Source organism: Mesonia sp. K7 (assembly GCF_003233725.1).
Taxonomy (GTDB): domain Bacteria; phylum Bacteroidota; class Bacteroidia; order Flavobacteriales; family Flavobacteriaceae; genus Mesonia.
In genome coordinates this window covers 84,752-110,221 of the sequence record NZ_QKQV01000002.1, presented here as the reverse complement: position 1 = coordinate 110,221, position 25,470 = coordinate 84,752, and the positions used below count along the sequence as shown (strand labels likewise).

The window sequence follows — 25,470 nt, the reverse complement described above, 5'->3', positions numbered from 1 at the left end:
TATAAACACAAAAATAAGAAAGTTTAGTTGTCATACACCTCAAAATTTCCATCTTCATAAAGTAAAATGATTTTTTTTAGCTTTCGCGAAATATTTTCCTTGGAAGACTCCTTCGGAATTTGAATTTCTGGTGTTGGTCGACTAGGAGTTGCCGAATTCTGAATTGGAGTTTCTGAAATTATCTCTTCCTGAAAATTTGAAGTAGGGAAGTTGCCTTTTCCGTAAACCAACCAGTTAAAATTTACTTCGGGAAATTGCTCTAATATTTTCATGATAAAATCTAAACTCGGTTTATTTCTTCCCGAAATAATATGCGAAATCGAAGAGCGACCTACCTCTATTTTTTCTGCAAAAGAGGTAGCGTTGAGTTCATAATAATCTAAAATTTTGTCGATTCGTTTTGTAAAATCTTTTGAGTTTAACATTGTAAACAATTTAAAGCACTATTGCTATTTTACAAATGTAAAAAGAATATTTTAGATTCCAAAAAGCAATATATTAGCAAACTTTCACTTTAAATAAATACATTTAAAATATTGAAAACATATAATTTAAGTATTTTACAATTGAAGCATGGAAATATTCCGCAATAAACGTTCACAAGTTGAAAACAATTATTTACAGATGTAAACATTTGATTGAAAAATATTGTTTACAAATGTAATTTTATGATTGTTTACTTTTGTAAAACATGGAACATTCATTAGAAATCTCACTACATCAAAATTTTAAAGAAGCCCAGCTTGCTGGCAGGTATTTACCCATCGAAGTTTTAGAAAGTTTGGTCATAAACCTACCTTCAGTATTCGAAGTTCGAGAGCTTGGAAAATCTGTGGAGGGCAGAAATATTTATACTGTAAAAGTTGGCTCTGGTAAAACCAAGATTTTAGTCTGGTCGCAAATGCACGGAAACGAATCGACAACCACCAAAGCTGTTTTCGATTTTTTCAACTTTTTGGCAAATGCAGAGGAAGCAAAAGAAATCCTAGATCACACTACTTTTTTGGTCATTCCTTACCTTAATCCTGATGGTATAAAAGCGTATACCCGCGAAAATGCTAACGTTATCGATCTAAACCGTGATGCGCGGGATTTATCGCAGCCAGAGAGTATACTCTTTAAGCAAGTTTATGAAGGCTTTCAACCTGAATATGCCTTCAATTTACACGATCAGCGAACGATTTACGGAACAAAGAATTATAACAAAACTTCGAGTTTATCGTTTTTGGCTCCGGCGTATAATTCTGATAGGGAAATCAACAAAAATAGGGAAGAAGCAATGCAAATTATTGCCTTGATGAACCAAAAACTATCTAAATACATTCCTGAACAAATTGGTCGATACGACGATGGTTTTAACCTGAATTGTGTTGGTGATACGTTGCAAAGCCTAAACATTCCTACCATTTTGTTTGAAGCGGGACATTTTCCAGAAGATTATGATCGGGAAGAAACCAGAAAGCTCATTTTTATGGCACTTTACCATAGTGTAAAAGGAATTATGGGTGAAACACAGTATAATTTTTCTATCGAAGACTATTACTTGATTCCTGAAATAGAGAAATCTTTTGTAGATGTTGTTTTGAGAAATCTTGCTATTGGAAATAAAATAGTGGATGTTGCTGTACTTTATCAAGAAAAATTAGTTGGCAATAGAATTGAATTTTTACCGTTTATTGAAAAGATAGAAACTAATATCTCGTTGTTTGGTCACCGGGAAATCGATTTTACCCATAAAAAAATAGAAAATGCTGTGGCAGATTTTAAGGTTGGAAACCTATTAAATTCGGTGAAGACAGAAACTGAAATATTTAGTTTAAAATTAACAAATTATTAATTTATTTCAATCAAAATAGCGAAAGATTGTACTATTTTTGCATAATTTTCAATAAATAACATAAAGACCACTATGGCAAAGTATAAATTAGATGACATCGATCACCAAATTTTAGACATTTTAATAGACAACACCAGAACTCCGTTTACAGACATCGCCAAAAAATTGAATATTTCTGCTGGAACCGTTCACGTTAGGGTAAAGAAGATGGAAGAGGCGGGAATAATTACCGGTTCTACACTTTCGGTAGATTATAAAAAATTAGGGTATGCGTTTATCGCTTATGTAGGTATATTTTTACAGAAAACTTCACAAACCAAGTTTGTTTTAGAGCGCATCAATGAGATTCCTTATGTAACGGTTGCACACGTAACAACTGGAAAATTCAATATTTTCTGTAAAATTAGAGCAAAAGATACCGATCACGCCAAGCAGGTCATTTTTGATATTGATGATATAGAAGGCGTTTACCGTACCGAAACGATGATTTCTTTAGAAGAGTCGCTCAACGACAAAAAACGTCTGATGCATTCTATTTTTAAGGATATGTAATCAAATAAGTATAATGAACAAAAAAAGCCCGAGATATTCGGGCTTTTTTTGTCTTATTTTGGAAAGTCAATATTTGATGGAAACAGGTATGCAGAAATTCACCCATTGTTGGCATAATTTCTATAAGTAACTGTTTTTTTAATCCTCTAAATTGTGAAAGACATTTTGAACGTCATCATCATCTTCAATTTTTTCGAGTAACTTTTCTACATCTTCTTTCTCAGCTTCAGAAAGTTTTTTGGTTACGGTAGGAATTCGTTCAAAACCAGAAGAAATAATTTCGATGTTACGGTCTTCCAACTCTTTCTGAATGGCACCAAAACTCTCGAAAGGAGCGTAGATTAGAATACCATCTTCGTCTTCAAAAACCTCTTCTGCACCAAAATCTATCATTTCTAATTCTAACTCTTCTGGATCTATGCCTTCGCCGTTGATTTTAAAGTTACAGGTATGGTCAAACATAAACTCTACGGAGCCTGAAGTGCCTAAACTACCATCACATTTGTTAAAATAAGATCGGATGTTGGCAACGGTTCTCGTATTGTTATCGGTAGCGGTTTCAATTAGAATTGCGATGCCGTGTGGCGCATATCCTTCAAACAAAACTTCTTTATAATCACCTTGAGACTTATCACTCGCTCTTTTAATGGCTCTCTCGATGTTGTCTTTGGGCATATTTACTGCTTTGGCGTTTTGTATCACCGCTCGCAGTTTAGAATTGGCATCGGGATCGGGACCTCCTTCTTTTACAGCCATTACTATATCTTTTCCTATTCGCGTAAACGCTTTAGACATTGCTGCCCAGCGTTTCATCTTTCTTGCTTTTCTAAATTCAAAAGCTCTTCCCATTAGTTGTTTTTTAATTTTTTAATAAACAAAAATAATAAAATCAAATTATTTGTTGTCGATAATTTTATCGATTGCTTTTGCCAAATCGAAATCTTTTTGGGTAATACCATTGGCATCGTGTGTAGAGAGCGAAATTTCTACTTCGTTAAACACATTTTTCCAGTCGGGATGATGATTTAAGGCTTCGGCTTCAATGGCAATTTGCGTCATTACCGCAAAGGCTTCTTTAAAATCTTTCAACTTAAACTTAGCGTGAAGTACCTCGTTTTTATATTCCCAATTTTCTAACTTTTCCAGTTTTTGTAGAATTTCCTTTTCGCTTAGCTTTTTCATATCATACAATTAAATCGTCTATAATTTCTTGAACAGTATACTGTAAATTTTTCGGTAATTTGTTGTATTTGGGCAACAAAGCAATATACCTGTCTTCGTTAGCATCAAATACGTTTTTGAAAATTACATGATTCAAATCAAATTTTCTACAGATTTCATAAATAAAATCTTTGTGGTGGGTAAGATCATTGCTGCCGAGATGAAAAATCCCACTTTTAGCACGATTGATTATATAGTGTATTTGTTGCGTCAAGCGCGAAATATCACAAAAATTCATCACCACATTTGGGAAAACTTCAATTGCCGACTTAGCTTCGTAAGAACTTGTGATTTCTTGAAACCTCGGCGAATTATTTCCGAAAACCATCGGTAGTCTCACTAAAACATATTTTTCATCAGAAAGACTTAATAAAGCATTTTCTATTTTAATTTTAAATTTTCCATAATTACTGGTCGAAAAAGTTTTATCATATTCATACGAAGGATAGTTGGTAAAGGCATCAAATACATTGGCCGAAGAAAAATAAATGATTTTACTGGTTCTTTTCTTCACATATTTAATGATTTGCTGCATCGCAAAAAGTTCGGCATCAAAATCACAGCGAATAGCCGTAATGATGACATTAGGTTTGAGTTGCTCTAATAAAATAGAAATGTTTTCTCTTTCGGCATCCCATTGATGGAATTGCTGGTTTTTCTCATAAATTTGGTTGTCTTGGCAAAAAGTAGCGTGTACCTCAAAATAGGGAAGCAGCTCTTTGTAAAGAGCATTTCCTATAAAACCGCTTCCGCCTAATATGAGAATTCTGTTTGCCAAATTTCTATTTTATTAAAAACAAAAAACTAGTACTCGGGTAAAGTACTAGTTTTATAACAAATTATCGTATTAATTTCACTTTTTGTAAAAGGGCAACTTCACCACTTTAGCAGCGATTTGCTTATTTCTTATGGCTACAAAAACTTCTGTGTCAATGTCTTTATACGCTGTTTTTACATAACCTAAACCAATTGCTTTTCCGGTGCTTGGTGACATAGTTCCCGAAGTAACGTGGCCAATTTCTTCACCTTCAGCATTGTTGATTTTATAATCCTTTCGGGGAATTCCTTTTTCGGTGAGTTCAAAAGCAACCAACTTTCTTTTTGGCCCTTCCTTTTTTTCCTTTTTCAGGTTTTCTGAATTGATAAAGTCTTTAGTAAACTTGGTTACCCAACCCAAACCAGCTTCGATAGGAGAGGTAGTGTCATCTATATCATTTCCGTAGAGGCAATAACCCATTTCCAAGCGTAAGGTATCTCTAGCGGCTAGACCAATCGGTTTGATGCCAAAACTTTCTCCGGCTTTCATTATTTTGTTCCAAACTTGTTCGGCATCTTCGTTTTTACAGTAGATTTCAAAACCTCCACTTCCGGTATAACCCGTTGCAGAAATAATTACTTTTTCAGCGTCAGCGAACTTGTCTACTTCAAAATGATAAAATTTGATTGCCGATAAATCAACCTCGGTGAGTGATTGCATAGCTTCAACCGCTTTTGGGCCTTGTACTGCAAAAAGAGAATAGTTGTCTGAAAGATCCCTCAAATCGGCTCCAAAAGTATTGTTTTCAGAAATCCAGTTCCAATCTTTTTCGATATTAGAAGCGTTTACAACCAAAAGATATTTTTCTTTGTTTATTCGGTAAACAATCAGATCGTCTACAATGCCATCGGTTTGGTTAGGCATACAGGTGTATTGTGCTTGACCGTCAACCAATTTAGAGGCGTCATTAGAAGTCACTTTTTGAATTAAATCTAAAGCCTTGGGACCCGAAACTAAAAATTCGCCCATATGCGAAACATCAAAAACACCAACACCATTTCTAACGGTTTCGTGTTCTGCATTTACGCCTTCATAAGAAACAGGCATTAGAAATCCTGCAAAAGGTATCATCTTTGCTCCTAAGGCTTGATGAATAGCTGTAAGTTGAGTGTTTTTCATCGTCGATTTTAAATTTTGCCAAAGGTAAAGTTTTGAATCTATTTTGCCAAGTTGAATGCGAGTTTAAAATAATTCTAATGAAAGAATAGTATCTTTGCGGAAAACAAATTTTTATGAAAATATTTTCAGCCAAACAATTACTTGAAGCTGATAAGATTACCCAAAAAAATCAGAAGATTACTTCTTTAGAATTGATGGAGCGTGCTTCTCAGAAGATTTTTTCAGAAATCAATCACCGTTTAAATGGGGCTCAGATTCCGATTAAAGTTTTTTGCGGAATCGGAAATAATGGAGGTGATGGGTTGGTAGTTGCCCGAAAACTCATCAATCAAGGTTATAAAGACGTGAAGGTTTTTATCGTTAATTATAGTGATAAACGTAGCAAAGGTTTTTTAGAAAACTATAGTGCAATAAAAGATATTACTAAAGATTGGCCGGTTTTATTGGCAGAAGGAGATGATTTTCCCGAAATCACACCCAATGATTTTGTAGTGGATGCTATTTTTGGAATAGGCTTGAACAGACCTTTGCCTAAATGGGTTTCCAATCTTATTGATCATATTAATAAATCACAAGCTTTTGTGGTTGCTATCGATATGCCTTCAGGAATGATGGCAAACGATAGAATGGACAATCAATCGATAATAGAAGCTAATTACACCTTGACTTTTCAGGCGCCAAAGTTGGCTTTTTTCTTGCCAGAAACAGCTCCTTTTGCCGGAAATGTACAAGTCATCGATATTGGTATCGATCAACAATATATAGCCGAGACCCAACCCGAAGCAACGATTATCGGCAAAGAGCAAGTACTTAATTTATACCAGCCCAGAACAAAATTTAGCCACAAAGGTAGTTTTGGTCATCTGCTAATGATTGGCGGAAGCTACGGAATGATGGGAAGTATCACTTTAGCAACCAAAGCTGGTTATAGAATTGGTACAGGAAAAGTTACTGCGGTTGTTCCAAAATGTGGTTATCAGATAGTGCAGACCAATGTTCCGGAAGCCTTGGTAAAAACTTCAGAAGATGGGCAAATTCTCACTTCCGTGGATTTGGAAATTGAACAAAACCAAACCGTTTGTTTTGGCCCAGGAGCAGGAACTGATGCAAAAACCATCCAATTTTTTGATGAAGTTTTAGGAAAAACCAAAAAGTCGATGCTTATCGATGCAGACGGGATTAATATGCTGGGTATAAATAAAGATTTGATTCAGAAAATTCCACATCAATCGGTATTAACGCCGCACCCGAAAGAGTTGGAACAACTTATCGGACCCTGGAAAAATGATTTCGAAAAGATAATGAAAACCAAAGAGTTTTCTACAAAATACAATTTAGTTGTGGTGATAAAAGATGCTTACACCATAACTGTTGCAGGCGAAAATTTATTTATCAACGTAAATGGAAACCCTGGCTTAGCAACCGCTGGAAGCGGCGATGTACTTTCGGGAATTATTGCAGGGCTAATGGCGCAAAATTACGACCCGACAGTTGCAGCTGTTTTTGGAGTTTACCTCCACGCCAACACTGCAGATATTATCATCAACCAACATATGCCAGAATATGTGATTGCTAGTGATTTGATAGATTATTTAGGACTTTCACTACGAAGCGTTTTCGAAAAACCAAAGCAACAACCTCAACAAGCCCAACAACCATCAGAAAATTAAAAAAAGCTAATTTAAATGAAAAATATACATTATATCAGTCGAGATATTTTAGATATCCAAACTATAAATACGATTATAACCAACCATTATACAATCGAATTAAGTGAAGAAGCTAGAGTAAACATCAATAGTGCAAGAAAGTATTTGGACGACAAAATTGCTAACTCAGATACGCCATTTTACGGAATAAATACAGGTTTTGGCTCACTATATAATGTAAAAATCAACAGACAAGAGTTAGCTCAATTACAAGAGAATTTGGTGATTTCCCATGCTTGTGGTGTTGGCGAAAAAGTTGATGATACGATTGTGAAAATTATGCTATTGCTGAAAATTCAATCTTTAAGTTATGGAAATTCAGGAGTTGACTTAGCTACGGTAGAACGGTTGGTCGATTTTTTTAATCATGATATTTTACCAGTAGTTTATAGTCAAGGTTCACTAGGCGCTTCAGGTGATTTGGCACCGTTAGCTCATTTGTCTTTACCGCTTTTAGGTAGAGGGGAAGTGATTTATAAAGGAAAAAGAGTAGAGGCAAAAAAAGTTTTAAAAGAGAGGAACTGGGAGGCTCTAACTTTAAAATCTAAAGAAGGTTTAGCTCTACTTAATGGAACCCAATTTATGAGCGCTCATGCGGTTTTTGCGTTAATAGAAACTTATAAATTATTTTATCTTGCAGATGCTATAGGTGCAGTTTCTGTCGATGCATTTGATTGCAATTTGTCACCTTTCGACCCGTTGGTACACGAAATAAGACCACATCGCGGACAAATAAGCACGGCGCAAAGAATAATGGAATTTTTGCAAGGAAGTGAAATTGCAAAACAAGTAAAAGAGCATGTGCAAGACCCGTACTCGTTTAGGTGTATTCCGCAAGTTCATGGTGCTTCTAAAGATGCCTTGGATTTTGTTTGCAAAACCGTTAAAACGGAAATTAATAGTGTGACCGACAATCCAAATATCTTTATAGATGAAGATAAAATTATTTCAGCAGGAAACTTTCACGGGCAACCTTTGGCATTAGCCTTAGATTATTTAGCTATTGCTGTCGCGGAAATAGGAAATATTTCAGAAAGAAGGACTTTCCAATTGGTCTCAGGATTACGAAAACTTCCTATGTTTTTAGTAGATAACCCAGGTTTAAATAGCGGATTTATGATTCCGCAATATACCGCAGCAAGTATTGTGAGTCAGAACAAACAGTTGTGTTCACCCGCGAGTGTCGACTCCATTGTGTCGTCAAATGGGCAAGAAGACCACGTGAGTATGGGTGCAAATGCAGCTACCAAGCTCATAAAAGTGGTTGAAAATTTAAAATCTATTTTAGCAATAGAATTATTCAACGCATCGCAAGCAATTAAATACAGAGAGCCCTTAAAATCCTCTGAATTTATTGAGAGTTTTGTTAATGCTTTTAGGGCAGAAGTGCCATTTGTCGAAAAAGACAAACTGATGGCTGATGAGATCCACAAAGCCATTGATTTTCTTAATCGCTTTTCGATAGACGAAGAGCTTTTGTATGAGTAGAAAATAATAAAAAAAAACCTCAGAAAATTTTCTGAGGTTTTTATCTAACTATCTATACTTTTAATTATCTAAATCTAAGATTCTTCTTCCTCTTTTTTAGGAGGTGTTCCTTTTTTGATCTCCACCACCAATTCGGTTCTGTCTTTATTCAAATCCATTTTAACGGTATCACCTTCTTCAAGTTTAGAAGTAATGATTTCTTCCGCTAAAGCGTCCTCAATATACTTCTGAATAGCTCTTTTGAGAGGTCTTGCGCCATATTCAGCATCAAAACCTTTATCGGCAATAAAGTCCTTTGCGTCTTTGGTTAAAGTGAGGTTGTAACCTAAATCATCAATTCTGTCAAAAAGCTTTTCGAGTTCGATATCAATAATTTTATGAATATCCTCTTTATCAAGCGGATTGAATATTACGACATCGTCTATACGGTTTAAGAATTCTGGAGCAAAAGCTTTTTTCAAAGCATTTTCAATCACACCCTTAGAGTATTCGTCAGCTTGTGTTTTTTTGGCTTGTGTTCCAAAACCAACACCTTGACCAAACTCTTTTAGCTTACGCGAACCAATATTCGAAGTCATAATAATAATCGTATTTCTAAAATCGATCTTACGACCTAAACTATCGTTTAAGTAACCATCATCTAAAACCTGAAGCAACATATTGAAAACGTCAGGATGTGCTTTTTCCACCTCATCTAATAAAACTACTGCGTAAGGTTTGCGTCTTACTTTTTCGGTCAGTTGGCCGCCTTCTTCATAGCCTACATAACCTGGAGGCGCACCAATCAATCTCGATACGGCAAACTTTTCCATATATTCACTCATATCGATGCGAATGAGTGTATCTTCGTTATCAAATAATTCTTTTGCTAACACTTTAGCTAACTGTGTTTTACCAACACCGGTTTGACCTAAAAATATAAACGAACCAATCGGTTTATTTGGGTCTTTTAATCCAGCTCTATTGCGTTGAATTGCTTTCACAACCTTGCCTACTGCTTCGTCTTGCCCAATTACCTTTCCTTTGATATTGGTAGGTAGTTCGGCTAACTTATTGCTTTCGGTTTGTGCAATTCGGTTAACAGGAATACCTGTCATCATCGAAACCACATCGGCCACATGATCATCGGTTACTACAATTTTATGCTGTTTAGACTCTTCTTCCCATTTTTCTTGGGCAATGCTCAGTTCTTTCTCAATATTTTTTTCATCATCGCGAAGTTTAGCCGCTTCTTCGTATTTCTGTTTTTTAACCACCGTGTTTTTGGTTTCGCGAACTTCCTCCAGTTTTTTCTCTAAATCTAAAATCTTTTTAGGAACATTGATATTGGTGATATGTACACGCGAGCCAGCTTCGTCTAAAGCGTCAATGGCTTTATCAGGTAAAAAGCGTTCGGTCATATAACGATTGGTCAACTTTACACAAGCTTCTATCGCTTCGTCAGTATAATCTACGTTGTGATGATTTTCGTATTTTTCTTTGATATTGTTGAGGATTTCAATTGTTTCGGTAACACTTGTCGGCTCAACAATAACTTTTTGAAATCTTCTTTCCAGTGCACCATCTTTTTCGATATGCTGTCTGTACTCGTCTAATGTTGTGGCGCCAATACATTGTAATTCGCCACGAGCGAGCGCAGGCTTAAACATATTGCTGGCGTCTAAACTGCCTGTTGCTCCACCTGCACCAACAATGGTGTGAATTTCGTCGATGAACAAAATGATATCATCATTTTTTTCGAGTTCGTTCATTACCGCTTTCATGCGTTCTTCAAACTGGCCGCGATACTTGGTGCCTGCAACCAAACTAGCCAAGTCAAGAGTAACGACTCGTTTATCGAAAAGAATTCGAGAAACCTTGCGCTGTACAATTCTCAAGGCTAAGCCTTCGGCGATGGCACTTTTCCCAACGCCAGGTTCACCAATAAGCAAAGGGTTGTTTTTTTTCCTTCTGCTTAAAATTTGTGAAACCCGCTCAATTTCCTTCTCACGACCAACTACAGGATCTAACTTACCTTCATCGGCCAATGTTGTAAGATCTCTACCAAAGTTATCTAAAACAGGTGTTTTCGATTTTTTGTTTGCTTTTCCCGAACCAGGTTTATTTCCACCGAAAGGGTTGTTTTTTGAACTATCACCAGCAGTAGCATCTTCATCAGAAAAAGAAGACTCTGAGGTTGGTGACTCTAAATAGTCGTTATCTTGTATAATCATCGATTTGAATTCGTCTTTTACATTGTCATAATCTACTTTAAGTTTATGAAAGAGCTTAGTGGTAGGGTCGTTTTCATTTCTTAAAATACACAGCAGTAAGTGTGCGGTGTTGATTGACGAAGATTGAAAAAGTTTTGCTTCTAAAAAAGTAGTTTTAAGTGCTCTTTCAGCTTGTCTTGTAAGGTGTAGGTTTTTTTTGGTGTTCGATTGCATCGCATTTTCAGGATTTGCCGGACTTAAAATCTCGACTTTCCTACGCAAGTGATCCAAATCTACATTTAAAGTTTCTAATATATCTATAGCTTTTCCGCTACCATCGCGTAAAAGACCTAAAACTAAATGTTCTGTGCCAATAAAATCGTGCCCCAACCTAAGCGCTTCTTCCTTGCTGTAGGTTATGACATCTTTTACTCTTGGCGAAAAATTATCATCCATATAAATCTCCTCTTTTTAAGGATTAAAGGTTTCAAAAACCATACCTTATTCTTTACTCCTTGCTAATTGACAAAATAATACTGAAAAATCAAAATTTATGAGGTTTATTTTGTTAACGAAATAAATGTAAAAAATTGTTAATAAAAATATAGCTAAAAAACGTGAAGCTAACCGTGAAATAAGCCCAAAATGCTTAAATTGCCACGTTAGAATTATTATATAAAAAAAATATTTATGGCGGAAGGAGAAAAGTTAATTCCTATCAATATAGAAGATGAGATGAAATCGGCTTATATCGATTATTCGATGTCGGTCATTGTGTCACGTGCCTTACCCGATGTGCGTGATGGTCTAAAGCCTGTTCACCGTAGAGTTTTATTCGGTATGTACGAATTAGGTGTTTTATCTAATAGAGCGTATAAAAAATCTGCAAGAATTGTAGGAGAGGTTCTTGGTAAGTATCACCCGCATGGTGATACTTCGGTTTACGATACGATGGTAAGAATGGCCCAAGAATGGAGTTTGAGGTATATGTTGGTTGATGGGCAAGGTAACTTTGGATCTATCGATGGAGATAGTCCAGCAGCCATGCGTTATACCGAAGCAAGAATGCGTAAGCTTAGTGAAGAAATGCTTGCTGATATTGATAAAGAAACGGTAGACCATAAACTTAATTTTGACGATTCGCTTCAGGAGCCAACGGTTTTACCTACTCGAATTCCTAATTTATTGGTAAATGGGGCAAGTGGTATTGCGGTAGGTATGGCGACCAATATGCCGCCACATAATTTATCTGAAGTAGTAGACGGAACTGTGGCTTACATCGATAATCATGATATCGAAGTAGATGAACTGATACAGCATATAAAAGCACCAGATTTCCCTACAGGGGGAATTATTTATGGTTACGATGGCGTAAGAGAAGCCTTTAAAACGGGTCGTGGGCGTGTTGTGATGCGTGCTAAAGCTTCTTTTGAAGAAGTAGACGGTAGAGAATGTATTATCGTTACCGAAATTCCTTATCAGGTGAATAAAGCCGATATGATTAAGAAGACGGCTGATTTGGTGAACGAAAAGAAAATTGAAGGAATTTCACTTATCCGTGACGAATCTGACAGAAATGGAATGCGTATTGTTTATATCTTAAAAAGAGATGCGATTCCTAATATTGTGTTGAACATGCTATACAAGCATACTGCTTTGCAATCTTCTTTTAGTGTCAACAATATTGCTTTGGTAAAAGGTAGACCAGAAATGCTCAATCTAAAAGATATGATTGTGCATTTTGTAGATCACCGTCACGAAGTTGTAGTTAGAAGAACAGAATACGAGCTTAAAAAAGCAGAAGAAAGAGCGCATATTCTAGAAGGTTTAATTATTGCTTCCGATAATATCGATGAAGTGATTGCGCTCATTAGAGCTTCGAGTAATGCTGATGAAGCTCGCCAAAAACTTATCGATAGATTTGAGCTTTCTGAAGTTCAGTCGAAAGCCATTGTAGAAATGCGTTTAAGACAGCTTACAGGTCTTGAGCAGGATAAACTACGTGCAGAGTACGAAGAGCTAATGAAGACGATTGAAGACTTGAAGGATATTCTTGCAAGCAAAGAGCGTAGAATGACCATCATCAAAGAAGAGCTTCTCGAGGTAAAAGAAAAATACGGTGATGAGCGTCGTTCAGAAATAAATTTTGCAGGAGGAGATTTAAGTATTGAAGATATGATCCCAGATGAGCAAGTAGTTATTTCTATTTCACATGCAGGTTATATCAAAAGAACTCCTCTTACCGAATATAAAACACAAAATAGAGGAGGAGTTGGCTCAAAAGCATCAACGACACGTAATGAAGATTTCTTAGAATACCTTTTTGTAGGTACCAATCACCAATACATGTTGTTCTTTACCCAAGAAGGAAAGTGCTATTGGATGCGTGTGTACGAAATTCCTGAAGGAACCAAAACCTCTAAAGGTAGGGCAATTATCAATTTGATAAATATAGATCCAAACGATAAGGTAAAAGCATTTATCTGTACCGAAGATTTAAAAAACGAAGAGTATATCAATAGCCATTATGTAATTATGGCAACTAAAAAAGGTCAGGTAAAGAAAACTTCTTTAGAAAGATATTCTCGTCCGCGTGTAAACGGTATTAATGCAATTACTATAAAAGACGGTGATGAGTTGTTGTCTGCCAAACTTACGACAGGAGATAGTCAGGTAATGTTGGCGCTTAAAAGCGGAAAATGTATTCGTTTTGAAGAAAGCAAAACACGACCTATGGGAAGAAACGCCTCAGGTGTTCGTGGGATAACATTGGCCAGCGAAAAAGATGAAGTGATAGGCTTAGTTTCTGTGAATGACACCGAAACAGATATATTGGTAGTATCAGAAAACGGTTACGGTAAACGTTCGAGTTTAGATGATTATCGAATTACTAACCGTGGTGGAAAAGGTGTAAAAACCATTTCGATTACTCCAAAAACAGGGCAGTTAGTTGCCATTAAAAATGTTTCCGATAAGGACGACTTAATGATCATCAATAAATCGGGTATCGCCATAAGAATTGCAGTTGAAAACCTTAGAGTAATGGGTAGAGCAACGCAAGGTGTTCGATTAATTAATTTAAAAGGTGACGACTCTATAGCTGCTGTAGCCAAAGTTCTAAATGAAGATGAAGATGCTGAAGATCAGATTAACGATGGCACGGATGTTGTTTCAAACGAGGAAGAATAAAAACTAAACATTTATAAAAAATGAAAACAAAACTTTTTACCATAGCTATTGCGTTGAGTTCAGTTGTTGCAATGGCTCAAAAAAAAGAAATTAAAAATGCCGAAAAAGCTATTGAAGATGGTAATTATGCAGAAGCCAAAGCGCTGCTCAACAGTGTAGAAAGTATGATTGCTGGAGAAAAAGAAAAAGTACAAGCAGATTTTTATTATGTCAAAGGGATAGCCCTTGTTGGTAATAACAATAAAAACAACCAAGAAATTATTGCGGGGGCAGAAGCTTTAAATAAAGCGGCCGCTTTAGGGCATGATGAAGCTCAGAATAAAATTGATGATTTAGTTATTGATGTCTATAATTCTGCAGTACAAAATAGTAAAGCAAAAAGATTTAAAGAAGCTTCAGATGAACTATATATATCATACCAATTAGATAAAAAGGATACTTTAAAATTGTTTTTAGCTGCTGGAACAGCTCTAAACGCTAAAGAGTATGATAAATCTTTGGAGTATTATCAAGAGTTAAATAGGTTAGGGTATGATGGTAGAAAATTAGTTTACACAGCTGTTAATAAAACAACTCAAGAAGTTGAAAGTTTTGCGACAGCTAATCAGCGCGATGTGTATATTAGAGTAGGCAGTCACTCAAACCCAAGTGTAGAAAGGGAGGAGTCTAAACGTCCAGAAATTGTAAAAAATATAGCAATCATCTATTTTCAAAAAGGAGATAATGATAAAGCATTTGATGCAATACAGCAAGCAAGAAAACAAAACCCTAAAGATATTGGATTGATGTTAGCTGAAGCTGAAATTTACTCTAGAGCAAATGATTTAGAGAAGTATAATTCAATCTTACAAGAAATTATAAAATTAGAGCCTAATAATGCTGATTTATATTATAATTTAGGAATTTCTACTTCAAAATCTGGAGATAATGAAGCCGCTGCAAAATTTTATAAAAAAGCTATAGAGATTAATCCAGAGCACACAGATGCATACATTAATTTAGCTTCTATTGTTTTAGCAAAAGAAAAACCAATTATAGAAGAGATGAATAATCTAGGGATGTCTGCTGCTGATAACAAACGTTATGAGGCTTTACAAAATGAAAGAAAAGAAATCTACCGATCTTCATTAGAATATCTGGAAGCTGCAAAGAAAAGAAGCAAGGAAGGAACTGATAGCTATAAAGGTGTTGTACAAACTTTATATCAAATTTATAGTTTCTTAGGAGAGGAAGAAAAAGCCAAAGCTTTAAAAAATTAAAAATCAAAAAAGAAAATTATATCCCATAAAAAATCCGCTAAAAGGCGGATTTTTTATACTGTACCAATATCTATTTGGTACAACTCCTCTTTCGAGAAAGCCTGTAACTCTTCAAAAAAAGCAATAAACTCTTCTTCGTATTTGGCGTAATTTTCCCGAAGTGAATTTACCGATTTATCCAATTGGGTTCTACCTTTTACACGACTGTTCATTTGAAAAAGAATATGCTCAATACCTTCAATTTTAGCGTAACTCAACAGCCAATTATACTCCATCATAATCGGGTAAAACCGTTGCACACGTTTTGGTAAAATGTCATGATTACGCTTTAATGAACTGTAAAATTCTTGCACATATGCGTCAAGCGGAATAGCACTATAGTTTTTCCAATTTTTTGCTAAAAAATGATCGTAAAAAATATCTACAATCACGGTGCTGTAATGTCTGAACTCATCAAAGAGGCGATGAGCACTTTTATAAACTATCGGATGCGAGTCGGTATAATAATCTATTTTTCGATGCAAGAGAATACCTTTTTGCATTTCCAGCGGAAAGCGACTAAAGTCCTTTCCTTTGATAGAATCGGCAGCAAAATTTCCAATTTCGACCAGTTTTCTTCCTTGAGAGAGGTAAATGTGTGCGAGGTAATTCATCTTCAACGAAGTTAAACTTTCTGTGAAGTTTTTCCAACAAATTTGTTTCAAAACCGAATGCGTGTATCTTTGTTATCAAAACAGACTAACAATGACACTAATCAAATCTATTTCAGGAATCAGGGGAACTATCGGCGGAAAAGTAGGCGACAATCTTACGCCAATCGATGCTGTGAAATTTGCTTCGGCTTACGGAGCCTGGCTCAAGCAACAGCGTGACAAAGAAAACTACCGTGTGGTGGTTGGCCGTGACGCCCGTATTTCTGGAGAGATGATTCAACAACTGGTGATGCAAACTTTGGTGGGAATGGGCATTCACGTCATCGATTTAGGTTTGTCAACCACCCCAACGGTTGAGGTTGCCGTGCCTCTAGAACATGCTGACGGCGGGATCATTCTTACCGCAAGCCACAATCCCAAACAGTGGAACGCTTTAAAATTGCTTAATGCCAAGGGAGAGTTTCTTAATGGTGAAGATGGAGCAAAAATCCTCAAAATTGCCAGTAGTAACGCTATCGCTTTTGCGGAAGTAGATGATCTTGGAAAAATCACAGTAAACGACGCTTATATCGATTTACATATCGATGAGATTATGGAACTCGATTTGGTAGAAGCCGATAAAATAAAAAACGCCAACTTTAAAGTGGTTGTTGATGGTGTCAACTCTACAGGAGGAATCGCAGTACCTAGAATTCTACAAAGATTAGGTGTAGATTGTATCAAATTGTATTGTGAACCTACAGGGCATTTTCCGCACAACCCAGAACCTTTAAAGGAGCATCTAACCGACATTTGCGAAAAAGTAAAAACAGAAAATGCAGACTTGGGTATTGTGGTCGATCCCGACGTCGATCGTTTGGCATTTATCGACGAAAACGGAAATATGTTTGGTGAAGAATATACCTTAGTCGCCGTTGCCGATTATGTGCTATCTAAAAGAAAAGGAAATACAGTCAGTAATCTTTCTTCGTCAAGAGCTTTAAGGGATGTGACCCAAAAACACGGCGGAAGTTACCAAGCGAGCGCGGTAGGTGAAGTCAATGTGGTGCAACTGATGAAAGATACCAATGCTGTGATTGGAGGTGAAGGAAATGGCGGAATTATTTATCCTGAATTACATTACGGAAGAGATAGTTTGGTAGGGATTGCCTTATTTTTATCACATTTAGCAGAAAAAAGCATTTTGGTATCCCAATTAAGAGACGAATACCCAAGCTATTTTATGAGTAAAAATAAAATAGAATTGACTCCAGAACTAAATGTCGATGAGATTTTAAAAAGAGTAGAAGAGAAGTACCAAAACGAAGAAGTATCAACAGTTGACGGTGTAAAAATAGATTTCCTGGAAAATTGGGTGCATTTAAGAAAATCGAATACCGAACCGATTATTAGAATTTATACCGAAGCTAAATCTCAAGAAGAAGCAGACCATCTTGCACAAGAAATGATAAAGGAAATAAAATCGATTGCAGGAATCTAAATTCTTTTATGCTTCCAACGTTTGTGTGTCCATAAATAATACTCAGGATTGGCTCTAATCTGTGCTTCGAGTAATTCGTAATATTTATCGGTAATCTTAAAATCTTCAACCTCTTTCGGATGTTCGGTAAGTGTAATCATTTCGGCTTCGTAGTAACCGCGCTTTATCTTATTAATTTTCAGGTAAGTAACGGGTAGATCAAACTTTTTGGCCAAAAACTCGGGTCCTACAAAAACAGGCACTTCATACCCAAAAAAAGGATAAGTATGTTTGCTGTCTTTAAGTCTGGGTGATTGGTCGGCAATAAAAGCATAAGTTGCTTTGATGTTGTTTCTTTTGTGAAGTAAGAGGGTTTTTGCCACTTCTTTCATCGGAATCATTTCACTGTTATTTTTAGACCGTATATCACGTATCATTTTGTCAAAATACGGATTGCTAATGGGTTTATAAACCGCATAACTTCTATAAGACAAATCATAGAAATTCATGGCGTTTGTCCATTCGTAAGTCGCGTAATGAGCAAAAAGAGCGATGTAATTTCTATCTAAGTTTTCTAGCCTTCGAGCTTCTTCCGGATTTTTAAAGTAAAATCTCTTTTTAAATTCCGTATCACTTATCGACATCGGTTTGATCATTTCTAAAAACATATCGCAAAAATGCTGATATGACTTTTTTTCGATTCTTTTTATCTCTTTTTCGGACTTTTCGGGAAAAGCCAATTTAAGATTGTTGCGTACAACCTCTCTTCTGTAGCGGACTATATGATAAACTAAAAAATAGACAACATCAGAAATTAGGTAGAGTATAGAAAACGGAAGTTTAGAGATTATCCATAAAAATGGGTAAGCGAGGTAAAAAATTAATTTCTGCATTCAGTGACTAAATTTCCGCAAAGATAAGGTATATTTGGAAGTAAATCAAAGTAAAAATAATGGGCAACATCGCAATGGTAACCATCGTCATTATCGCCATCACAAGTATCATTTCTTACAAAGGCTTTCAGGATTTATCCTTTTTCGAGAAATTTAAGTTTAACATTAGGGGAATTCAAAACAAAGAACACATCAGGTATTTAAGTTCAGGTTTTTTGCATGTCGATATTTCACATTTGTTTGTGAATATGCTTACGCTTTACTTTTTTGCAAATGTGGTGATTCGAGATATTAGTGTTTTGGGTTTTTTGGTGGTATATGTAGGCAGTTTACTGATAGGTAATCTTTTTGCGTATTTCTTTCATAAAGACGAACCACAGTACAGTGCTGTTGGAGCAAGTGGAGCTGTGATGGGCATTTTATATTCGGCAATTTTATTACGACCCGATATGACTTTGGGTTTGTTTTTTGTGATACCAATTCCTGCTTATATATTCGGAGTCGGTTACTTGTTATACACCATTTACGGCATGAAAAGCAGAACAGATAACATCGGGCATGATGCACATTTTGGTGGCGCGATGGGCGGTTATTTATTGACGATACTGCTTCAACCTAGAGTTTTAACCGAAAGTTTGATGATGGTATTTTTATTATTAATACCTATTGTCGTCTTATTTTTTCTTAAAAAATTCGATAAAATATAAACTTTGGTATTTTTATTGAATTACTTCTCTAAAATTTAAAAAACTATGAAAAAACTAATTGTATTATTAAGTGTAATTATGACAGGATTATCTAGTACCAACCTTAGTGCTCAAGAAGTAGGAACTGTTTCAGTAAGTGGAGAAGGAATTGTAAATGTAGTTCCCGATCAAGTAATCATAAGAGCAAGAGTAGAACACGAAGGTTCAACCGCCCAAGAAGTAAAACAACAGGTAGATACTGATGTTCAAAAAATATTTCAATACCTAAAAAAGAATGGTATAGATGATAAACATGTAAAAACAGAATACCTCAATCTAAACAAACAATATAATTACCAAACGAAGCAATCGCGTTACCATGCAAATCAATCGATAAGCATCAAATTGGTAAATATTAAAGATTATGAGAAAATTATTGCTGGTTTGATGGAATCGGGTCTAAATCGTTTAGACGGTATTAGTTTCACCTCCTCTAAAGAGAAAGAATTGTTAGCGGAAGCGAGAAAAAAAGCCATGCTTGACGCCAAACAAAAAGCAACGGAATACGCATCTGCTTTAGGACAAAAGATAGGAAAAGCGGTGAGTATATATGAAGATATGAACGCTGGTGGTCATTACCCAATGTATAAAACCTCGATGATGAATGCAGAAGCAGATGGTGCAGGAGGCCCGACAATAGCTTTGGGAGAAATGCAGATTTCTACAAAAATAAATGTAAAGTTTGCCCTTTTAGATTAAAAATAAACAAGCTTATAAAAACAAAAATCCGCTATATGCGGATTTTTTTATGCGTGAAAATTTGAATTCTTAATCTAACAATTCAGCAATTTTATCTTCCAAAGCCTTACCTCTGAGGTTTTTGGCGATAATCACACCATTTTCATCCAGAATAAAGGTAGCAGGAATAGAACGAACGTTGTATAGTTTTGCGATAGGATCATTCCAGAATTGTAAATTAGAAACGTGTTGCCAAGTAAGTTTGTCGTCTTCTATAGCTTGTATCCATCTATCTTTTTGGTTAGCTTTATCTAAAGAAACCCCTAAAATATTTAAGCCTTTATCATGGTATTTATTATACAGTCTTACCACATTTGGGTTCTCTATTCTACAGGGCTTACACCAAGATGCCCAAAAATCGATAATAGTTACTTTTCCTAAAGCATTTTCTAAAGCTAGTTCTTTACCTTCTGGCGTTTTAGCTGAAAAACTAGGTGCTTTAGAACCAATTGCTGTGGATTGGTTAAGGCTTAAATGCTCTTTAATTTTTTTACCAGGAGCAGAGTTTTGAACTTCAGGAGATAGCTTGTTATAAAGTTCAGAAAAATTTTCTGTTAATTGCATCGAAATCATATCAGAAAGGATAAGTGCAGAAACAATGGATTCAGAATTTTTTGATATAAAATCTTTTCTAAAAGTGATCTCTTCAGCTCTCATACTTTTTGCTTCTTCTTGCAAACTTTTCATTCCGAGTGTATCTTGTTGTGAAAAAGCAGTTCTCATTTTTTGGTTTAACTCGTTTTGCTCTTTCCCGCTTGTCATCATATGTGAAACATAATCATCTAATAACTCTTGGTTCTTACCACCATCTAATTGTGAACTTCTTAGACTGTCTTTATAGAAAGTACCGTCTATCTTAGCATTTTCGTTAATGAACAACACATTTCCAGGAACTTGATCTATAGTTGCAATATTCAAGGTTTGATTTTCAACCGTTGGTAATTCAAAAGTAAACTTACCTTCTTTAACCACAGCTGTATCAATAGGCTTTGGAGTGCCATTTTCACCAAGTTCGGAGATGAATATTTTGGTGTTATCCTCAACATCAATTTTTGCGGTAAAAGTATTTGCATTGTTAGCGTCGTCTTTACAAGCAAAAACAGCAGCCAACACAAGTAAAAAAGCAATTTTTCTCATTATTTTAAATTTAATTTCCCACAAAAATACACAAGTGTTTAGATATGTGAAGTTATTTACACTAAAATATTGTTAATTTTAAACTATAAATTTTCCTATGAAAGTATAGATTTATAATTTGTCAAGTCAATTTATGAAATAGAAAATGGATTCAAAAAATAATGATTTTGTTTTTAGTGTAGAGTTTGGTTTTAAGAAGGTGATCGATGCTTTTCGCGAAAGGTTGAAAATTGAAGAAAACCAATTATCTAAAGAATATATAGAAGACCTTCTAAAATATTTAGATAAGTTTCCCGCCTTAGAGTCGGGAATAAAAAACTTGAACGACTTGCCCAAATATAAAGAGCCAATAGATTTATTGCTAGATGATTTATTTCCTTCGGTCTTAACCGAAAACGAAATTAAAATTGCTATGGCAATTCCTTCTGGTCCTTTTCCGGAAATATTCTTAAAAACTACTAAACGTTTTGACAATATTCTAAAAGACGCAGGGGAAGACTATAAATTAGAACTCAGAAACCACACCAAAGCAGATAATTACATCAATGGATGCTTGGCGATTCTAAACAGCTATTATGGTTTTAATGTAGATACTTCTCGACCGCTGTACTTTGATATTCCTGATGAAAATGGCATTGTAAAAAATTACCGTTTGGCTATCAATGCCGATTTTATTGAGTTTTTTCCAACCAAAAAAGCGAAAGAAATAAAAGATGAAGATATCGATGATTTAATTCAGAATCTAGATGATATCGATATGTGGAAAGAAAAATTTCCTCCAAATAGCTGGATATTTAGAGGCTTCTTTTTGATCAATCTCACCGACGTAACCGTAGATGATGGTATTTCTGATTTAAAAACAGAGCTGCTCAACAATCAGATTTTAATGGACAATGAAAATCTAGGGGAAGACATGTTAGAGATTTTTAGGTCTATTTATCGTATTCCGGATTTAGAGATTGGTTTTACACTTTTTGATAAGAACATCAAAGAATTTTTTAAAGTTCCAAAAAGTAAAATAAGTAGCTACTTGCTCGGTGATTTAAACAGTGCTCACTACAAGAAGGTTTTAAATCGTGACGAAAGAGAAATTATATTTGAAGATTCAAACTACTTATCGATTCCTAATACAGCTGTTTATTTAAAGAAACATGAAAAATCTGTTTTAGCAAAACACCTTGTAAATGCCGGAGTAAAAAGTTATATCATGGCTCCGATAGATAAAAACAAGCGACTTTTAGGAGTTTTGGAGTTATCATCTACAAGAAAAAATGAATTAAGCAACATCAATGCAATAAAGTTAGAAGATATAATTCCTTACATCGAGACCGCAGTAGAACGTTACCAAACCGAGCATGAAAACCGTATCAAGGCAGTTATACAAAGTGAATGTACTTCAATTCACCCAAGTGTATTATGGGTCTTTGAAGAAGAAGCCAATCGTTACATCAACGATTTAGATGCTGACGGAATTGCTTCATTTAGAGATATTTCGTTCAATAACATCTATCCGCTTTACGGACAAATAGATATTGTAGGTTCTTCTGATGAAAGAAATAATGCGATTCAGCAAGATTTGCTCAATCAATTAAGTGCTATTACTCAGATTATAGATGAAGCTTACGAAATTGATGCCATACCTATCTATGAGCAAATTAAGTTTAGAATAGAAGAGTTTAGTGAAGAATTACATGAAAACCTGAATGCATCGAGTGAACAAAAAATCATTCAGTTTATACAGTCAGAATTAGACCCTATTATAGACCATATCAATGACAATAGTACTAAACTTAGAAAAAAGGTAGCTGCATACAAAGAATCTATTGATCAAGAAACAGGAGTGGTGTATAATTACCGAAAAAACTTTGATGATTCTGTACAGCGTATCAATAGAACCTTAGCTAGATATATCGATAGAAAGCAAGTAGATGCACAAAAGATTTACCCACATTATTTTGAAAGGTACAAAACTGATGGTGTAGACCACAACATGTATATTGGTGGTGAAATGGTAAAAAATAGACCATTTAACAAAGTATATCTCTACAACTTAAGATTGTGGCAATTACAAGTAATGTGTGAGATGGAAAACAAGTTTTATATGGTGCAAAAAAATGCTCCGTTACAATTAGATGGCGCTTCGCTTATTTTGGTATTCAGCTCTACACTTTCTATCCGTTACCGTATGGATGAAAAGAAATTTGATGTAGATGGCACTTACAATGCACGTTTCGAAATAATTAAAAAACGTATCGATAAGGCTTTTATAAAAGATACAGAAGAACGAATTACCCAAAAAGGTAAAATAGTAATTGTGTATTCGCAAAAAGAAGACGAACTTGAATATTTGCGATACATCAAATATTTACAGAAGAAAAACTACCTTGGTGAAGAAGTAGAGCTACTCGAGCTCGAAGATGTACAAGGTGTGGTAGGCCTGAAAGCGATACGCGTAAATGTTTTATACCATACTTCAGACAACCAAGAGGATAACACTTTTACCTATGATGATTTGATGAAAGAACTGCACTAAAATCAGTAGTAAAAATTCTTAATAGATTTTTTTTAGAATTAATTTCATATTGAATTTCTTGTTATCTTAGGATGAAAATATTTGTCTATAAAAACATATGATTCATCCAGATACAGAACTAAAATTCATTAGTAAAGAAATAGGTTACGGCGTTGTAGCCACTAAATTTATTCCTGCGGGAACAATTACTTGGGTGTTAGATAAATTAGATAGGGAGTTTAAGCTTTCAGAATACCAAAACTTAGAAGAGGTTTACCAATCTATTTTAGATACTTATTCTTATCGCAACAACAAAGGAAATTTGGTCTTATGCTGGGATATTGGCAGATTTGTAAATCATAGCTTCAAGTCCAACTGTCTTTCTACGGCCTACGATTTTGAAATTGCTATCAGAGATATACAACCAGGCGAACAACTTACCGACGATTATGGTTACCTAAATGTTTCAGAGCCTTTTCAGGGAATTGATGAAGGTACCGAAAGAAAAATAGTCTATCCAGACGATCTTTTAAATTTCCACCAGATTTGGGATGAAAAAATCAATGAAGTTTTTCATCTTATAACTCAGTTAAATCAGCCTTTAAAAAAAGTGATGCCCACTGCAACATGGTCTAAAATTGAAGCAATCACCAAAGGAGAGCAAAAAATAGTCTCAACACTGGTAAATTATTTTGACGAAAGCCATGCAACGAAATTCTAAAAATTTAGTCTAAATACCATATCCTAAACTTTATTTTCCATGCCTAAGTTTTCTTACTTACTACTATTGCTCTTCATCCTTTCTATAAGTGTAAAAGCACAAATACAAAAAGAAGTACCCGTTTTAACTTACGAAGAAGTAGAGCAGATCATTCAGCAAGAAGATGATAAAATTTTGGTAGTAAATTTTTGGGCAACGACTTGTGCGCCATGCATCAAAGAGCTTCCGCACTTTATGGAAGTGAACCAGAGATTTAAATCGAACCCGAAATATAAAATGCTTTTAGTATCTTTAGATAGAACAAAAGATATGAGTCGCGTGCTTAACTTTATGAAAGCTAAAAATATAGAAACAGAAGTTGTCTTACTAAACGACAACAAACGAATGAATGTTTGGATACCACGTTACGATGAAAATTGGGGTGGAGAAATTCCGGTAACGGTTTTTTATAAAAAAGGTCAAAAAGTAGAATTTCATAACGGGGTAATCAGTAAAGAAGAATTGACCAACAAAATCAATAAATATTTAAATTAAATTATAAAACTATAAGCTATGAAAAAGACAATTGCATTTCTCACGCTTGCTTTGGTAAGCATTGGCTTTTACGGTTTTATATCCTTTTCGGGAATAAATCCTAAAACAGAAAAAATAGTAAAAGGTTATGAGATTGGCGATGAAGCCACAGATTTCAAACTAAAAAATGTCGACGGTAGGTATGTTTCGCTCGCAGATTTCACAAAAGCAAAAGGCTTTATAGTGGTCTTTACCTGCAATCATTGTCCGTATGCAAAAATGTACGAAGATCGTATCATCGCACTCAACAAAAAGTATAAAGAATTGGGTTACCCCGTAATTGCGATAAACCCTAACGATCCGGATGTACAACCACAAGATTCTTTTGAAAATATGCAAAAGAGAGCGATAGAAAAAGATTACGGCTTTCCTTATTTGTTAGACGAAGGTCAAAAAATATACCCGCAATATGGAGCCACAAAAACACCGCATGTTTTTATTCTTGCAAAAGAAAAAGGTAAAAATATAGTCAAGTATATCGGAACTATTGACAATAATTACGAAGATGCCAACGATGTCTCGGAAAGATATGTAGAGGCTGCTGTAGATGCGTTGCTAAAAGGCGAAAGTATTAAAACCACCAAAACCGTCGCGATTGGTTGTTCGATAAAAACGAAATAATTCTAAATTATCTTCAAAAAAAACACCGAATTTT

The 25,470-nt window shown here is 35.2% G+C and carries 22 protein-coding genes; 13 read left to right on the top strand and 9 right to left on the bottom strand.

Translation table 11 applies throughout. The features are described from left to right. Positions 1-23 precede the first annotated feature (23 nt). On the bottom strand, positions 24-425 hold the full coding sequence (locus tag DNG35_RS01940; RefSeq protein WP_111126073.1) for a helix-turn-helix transcriptional regulator: 402 nt from the start codon (positions 423-425) through the stop codon (positions 24-26). Positions 426-691: 266 nt separating this feature from the next. Here DNG35_RS01940 and DNG35_RS01935 point away from each other — a divergent pair, with 266 nt between their 5' ends. Both DNG35_RS01935 and DNG35_RS01930 read left to right on the top strand, forming a co-directional pair. Continuing rightward, positions 692-1,837, top strand: coding sequence for a M14 family zinc carboxypeptidase (locus DNG35_RS01935; RefSeq protein WP_111126072.1), 1,146 nt, complete (start codon positions 692-694; stop codon positions 1,835-1,837). 72 nt (positions 1,838-1,909) lie between these two features. Then, positions 1,910-2,389, top strand: coding sequence for an Lrp/AsnC family transcriptional regulator (locus DNG35_RS01930; protein WP_111126071.1), 480 nt, complete (start codon positions 1,910-1,912; stop codon positions 2,387-2,389). A 138-nt stretch (positions 2,390-2,527) separates the two neighbouring features. Here DNG35_RS01930 and DNG35_RS01925 read toward each other — a convergent pair whose 3' ends face one another. From DNG35_RS01925 to gcvT, 4 genes are all read right to left on the bottom strand, one after another. Beyond that, a complete protein-coding gene (locus DNG35_RS01925) occupies positions 2,528-3,238 on the bottom strand; it encodes a YebC/PmpR family DNA-binding transcriptional regulator (protein ID WP_111126070.1) in 711 nt (236 codons plus the stop codon). A gap of 45 nt (positions 3,239-3,283) precedes the next feature. After that, positions 3,284-3,571, bottom strand: a complete 288-nt coding sequence (locus tag DNG35_RS01920) for a 4a-hydroxytetrahydrobiopterin dehydratase (protein WP_111126069.1) — start codon at positions 3,569-3,571, stop codon at positions 3,284-3,286. A gap of 1 nt (position 3,572) precedes the next feature. Continuing rightward, positions 3,573-4,388, bottom strand: coding sequence for a sugar nucleotide-binding protein (locus DNG35_RS01915; protein ID WP_111126068.1), 816 nt, complete (start codon positions 4,386-4,388; stop codon positions 3,573-3,575). A 75-nt stretch (positions 4,389-4,463) separates the two neighbouring features. Further along, positions 4,464-5,546 carry a glycine cleavage system aminomethyltransferase GcvT gene (gene gcvT / locus DNG35_RS01910; protein WP_111126067.1) on the bottom strand — a complete coding sequence of 361 codons (1,083 nt, stop codon included), beginning with the start codon at positions 5,544-5,546 and terminating at the stop codon, positions 4,464-4,466. 113 nt (positions 5,547-5,659) lie between these two features. Here gcvT and DNG35_RS01905 point away from each other — a divergent pair, with 113 nt between their 5' ends. Next, positions 5,660-7,216 carry an NAD(P)H-hydrate dehydratase gene (locus DNG35_RS01905; RefSeq protein ID WP_111126066.1) on the top strand — a complete coding sequence of 519 codons (1,557 nt, stop codon included), beginning with the start codon at positions 5,660-5,662 and terminating at the stop codon, positions 7,214-7,216. A 15-nt stretch (positions 7,217-7,231) separates the two neighbouring features. Continuing rightward, positions 7,232-8,743: a histidine ammonia-lyase gene (gene hutH / locus DNG35_RS01900; protein WP_111126065.1), complete on the top strand. Its 1,512-nt coding sequence runs from the start codon at positions 7,232-7,234 to the stop codon at positions 8,741-8,743. A 74-nt stretch (positions 8,744-8,817) separates the two neighbouring features. On the opposite strand, the gene DNG35_RS01895 is transcribed toward hutH, so the two are convergent. Further along, a complete protein-coding gene (locus DNG35_RS01895; RefSeq protein ID WP_111126064.1) occupies positions 8,818-11,391 on the bottom strand; it encodes an ATP-dependent Clp protease ATP-binding subunit in 2,574 nt (857 codons plus the stop codon). 234 nt (positions 11,392-11,625) lie between these two features. On the opposite strand from DNG35_RS01895, the gene gyrA reads away from it, so the two are divergent. Then, entirely contained in the window at positions 11,626-14,124 is a 2,499-nt protein-coding gene (gyrA, locus tag DNG35_RS01890) for a DNA gyrase subunit A (protein WP_111126063.1), read from the top strand. Between the two features lie 20 nt (positions 14,125-14,144). Next, positions 14,145-15,383 (top strand): lipopolysaccharide assembly protein LapB, encoded by a 1,239-nt coding sequence (locus tag DNG35_RS01885; RefSeq protein ID WP_111126062.1) that lies wholly within the window; start codon positions 14,145-14,147, stop codon positions 15,381-15,383. A gap of 53 nt (positions 15,384-15,436) precedes the next feature. Here DNG35_RS01885 and DNG35_RS01880 read toward each other — a convergent pair whose 3' ends face one another. Further along, positions 15,437-16,036: an ACP phosphodiesterase gene (locus DNG35_RS01880; RefSeq protein WP_111126214.1), complete on the bottom strand. Its 600-nt coding sequence runs from the start codon at positions 16,034-16,036 to the stop codon at positions 15,437-15,439. Between the two features lie 91 nt (positions 16,037-16,127). Here DNG35_RS01880 and glmM point away from each other — a divergent pair, with 91 nt between their 5' ends. Continuing rightward, positions 16,128-17,516, top strand: a complete 1,389-nt coding sequence (gene glmM, locus DNG35_RS01875; protein WP_111126061.1) for a phosphoglucosamine mutase — start codon at positions 16,128-16,130, stop codon at positions 17,514-17,516. Here glmM and DNG35_RS01870 read toward each other — a convergent pair. Continuing rightward, positions 17,513-18,388: a lysophospholipid acyltransferase family protein gene (locus DNG35_RS01870; protein ID WP_111126060.1), complete on the bottom strand. Its 876-nt coding sequence runs from the start codon at positions 18,386-18,388 to the stop codon at positions 17,513-17,515. The two genes, glmM and DNG35_RS01870, sit on opposite strands and share 4 nt — an antisense overlap. A gap of 59 nt (positions 18,389-18,447) precedes the next feature. Here DNG35_RS01870 and DNG35_RS01865 point away from each other — a divergent pair, with 59 nt between their 5' ends. Then, positions 18,448-19,095: a rhomboid family intramembrane serine protease gene (locus DNG35_RS01865; protein WP_111126059.1), complete on the top strand. Its 648-nt coding sequence runs from the start codon at positions 18,448-18,450 to the stop codon at positions 19,093-19,095. A 45-nt stretch (positions 19,096-19,140) separates the two neighbouring features. After that, positions 19,141-19,833, top strand: coding sequence for an SIMPL domain-containing protein (locus tag DNG35_RS01860; protein ID WP_111126058.1), 693 nt, complete (start codon positions 19,141-19,143; stop codon positions 19,831-19,833). 69 nt (positions 19,834-19,902) lie between these two features. Here DNG35_RS01860 and DNG35_RS01855 read toward each other — a convergent pair whose 3' ends face one another. After that, positions 19,903-21,009 carry a TlpA disulfide reductase family protein gene (locus tag DNG35_RS01855; RefSeq protein ID WP_111126057.1) on the bottom strand — a complete coding sequence of 369 codons (1,107 nt, stop codon included), beginning with the start codon at positions 21,007-21,009 and terminating at the stop codon, positions 19,903-19,905. A gap of 145 nt (positions 21,010-21,154) precedes the next feature. Between DNG35_RS01855 and DNG35_RS01850 the strand changes: the two genes are divergently transcribed. The 4 genes from DNG35_RS01850 (at position 21,155) to DNG35_RS01835 (ending at position 25,436) form a co-directional block, all read left to right on the top strand. Next, on the top strand, positions 21,155-23,542 hold the full coding sequence (locus DNG35_RS01850; protein ID WP_111126056.1) for a GAF domain-containing protein: 2,388 nt from the start codon (positions 21,155-21,157) through the stop codon (positions 23,540-23,542). 97 nt (positions 23,543-23,639) lie between these two features. Further along, positions 23,640-24,242 (top strand): SET domain-containing protein, encoded by a 603-nt coding sequence (locus DNG35_RS01845; protein ID WP_111126055.1) that lies wholly within the window; start codon positions 23,640-23,642, stop codon positions 24,240-24,242. A gap of 39 nt (positions 24,243-24,281) precedes the next feature. Continuing rightward, the gene (locus tag DNG35_RS01840; RefSeq protein WP_111126054.1) at positions 24,282-24,776 is read left to right on the top strand and encodes a TlpA disulfide reductase family protein; all 495 of its coding nucleotides are present in this window, start codon (positions 24,282-24,284) and stop codon (positions 24,774-24,776) included. 18 nt (positions 24,777-24,794) lie between these two features. Next, on the top strand, positions 24,795-25,436 hold the full coding sequence (locus tag DNG35_RS01835; RefSeq protein ID WP_111126053.1) for a thioredoxin family protein: 642 nt from the start codon (positions 24,795-24,797) through the stop codon (positions 25,434-25,436). The last annotated feature ends 34 nt before the right edge of the window (positions 25,437-25,470 follow it).

What these genes read in the sequence shown, in the direction of transcription:
- DNG35_RS01940 (WP_111126073.1), bottom strand. Translation starts at nt 425, where the DNA reads ATGTTAAACTCAAAAGATTTTACAAAACGAATCGACAAAATTTTAGAT.
- DNG35_RS01935 (WP_111126072.1), top strand. Translation starts at nt 692, where the DNA reads ATGGAACATTCATTAGAAATCTCACTACATCAAAATTTTAAAGAAGCC.
- DNG35_RS01930 (WP_111126071.1), top strand. Translation starts at nt 1,910, where the DNA reads ATGGCAAAGTATAAATTAGATGACATCGATCACCAAATTTTAGACATT.
- DNG35_RS01925 (WP_111126070.1), bottom strand. Translation starts at nt 3,238, where the DNA reads ATGGGAAGAGCTTTTGAATTTAGAAAAGCAAGAAAGATGAAACGCTGG.
- DNG35_RS01920 (WP_111126069.1), bottom strand. Translation starts at nt 3,571, where the DNA reads ATGAAAAAGCTAAGCGAAAAGGAAATTCTACAAAAACTGGAAAAGTTA.
- gcvT (WP_111126067.1), bottom strand. Translation starts at nt 5,546, where the DNA reads ATGAAAAACACTCAACTTACAGCTATTCATCAAGCCTTAGGAGCAAAG.
- DNG35_RS01905 (WP_111126066.1), top strand. Translation starts at nt 5,660, where the DNA reads ATGAAAATATTTTCAGCCAAACAATTACTTGAAGCTGATAAGATTACC.
- hutH (WP_111126065.1), top strand. Translation starts at nt 7,232, where the DNA reads ATGAAAAATATACATTATATCAGTCGAGATATTTTAGATATCCAAACT.
- DNG35_RS01895 (WP_111126064.1), bottom strand. Translation starts at nt 11,391, where the DNA reads ATGGATGATAATTTTTCGCCAAGAGTAAAAGATGTCATAACCTACAGC.
- gyrA (WP_111126063.1), top strand. Translation starts at nt 11,626, where the DNA reads ATGGCGGAAGGAGAAAAGTTAATTCCTATCAATATAGAAGATGAGATG.
- DNG35_RS01885 (WP_111126062.1), top strand. Translation starts at nt 14,145, where the DNA reads ATGAAAACAAAACTTTTTACCATAGCTATTGCGTTGAGTTCAGTTGTT.
- DNG35_RS01880 (WP_111126214.1), bottom strand. Translation starts at nt 16,036, where the DNA reads ATGAATTACCTCGCACACATTTACCTCTCTCAAGGAAGAAAACTGGTC.
- glmM (WP_111126061.1), top strand. Translation starts at nt 16,128, where the DNA reads ATGACACTAATCAAATCTATTTCAGGAATCAGGGGAACTATCGGCGGA.
- DNG35_RS01870 (WP_111126060.1), bottom strand. Translation starts at nt 18,388, where the DNA reads ATGCAGAAATTAATTTTTTACCTCGCTTACCCATTTTTATGGATAATC.
- DNG35_RS01865 (WP_111126059.1), top strand. Translation starts at nt 18,448, where the DNA reads ATGGGCAACATCGCAATGGTAACCATCGTCATTATCGCCATCACAAGT.
- DNG35_RS01860 (WP_111126058.1), top strand. Translation starts at nt 19,141, where the DNA reads ATGAAAAAACTAATTGTATTATTAAGTGTAATTATGACAGGATTATCT.
- DNG35_RS01855 (WP_111126057.1), bottom strand. Translation starts at nt 21,009, where the DNA reads ATGAGAAAAATTGCTTTTTTACTTGTGTTGGCTGCTGTTTTTGCTTGT.
- DNG35_RS01850 (WP_111126056.1), top strand. Translation starts at nt 21,155, where the DNA reads ATGGATTCAAAAAATAATGATTTTGTTTTTAGTGTAGAGTTTGGTTTT.
- DNG35_RS01845 (WP_111126055.1), top strand. Translation starts at nt 23,640, where the DNA reads ATGATTCATCCAGATACAGAACTAAAATTCATTAGTAAAGAAATAGGT.
- DNG35_RS01840 (WP_111126054.1), top strand. Translation starts at nt 24,282, where the DNA reads ATGCCTAAGTTTTCTTACTTACTACTATTGCTCTTCATCCTTTCTATA.
- DNG35_RS01835 (WP_111126053.1), top strand. Translation starts at nt 24,795, where the DNA reads ATGAAAAAGACAATTGCATTTCTCACGCTTGCTTTGGTAAGCATTGGC.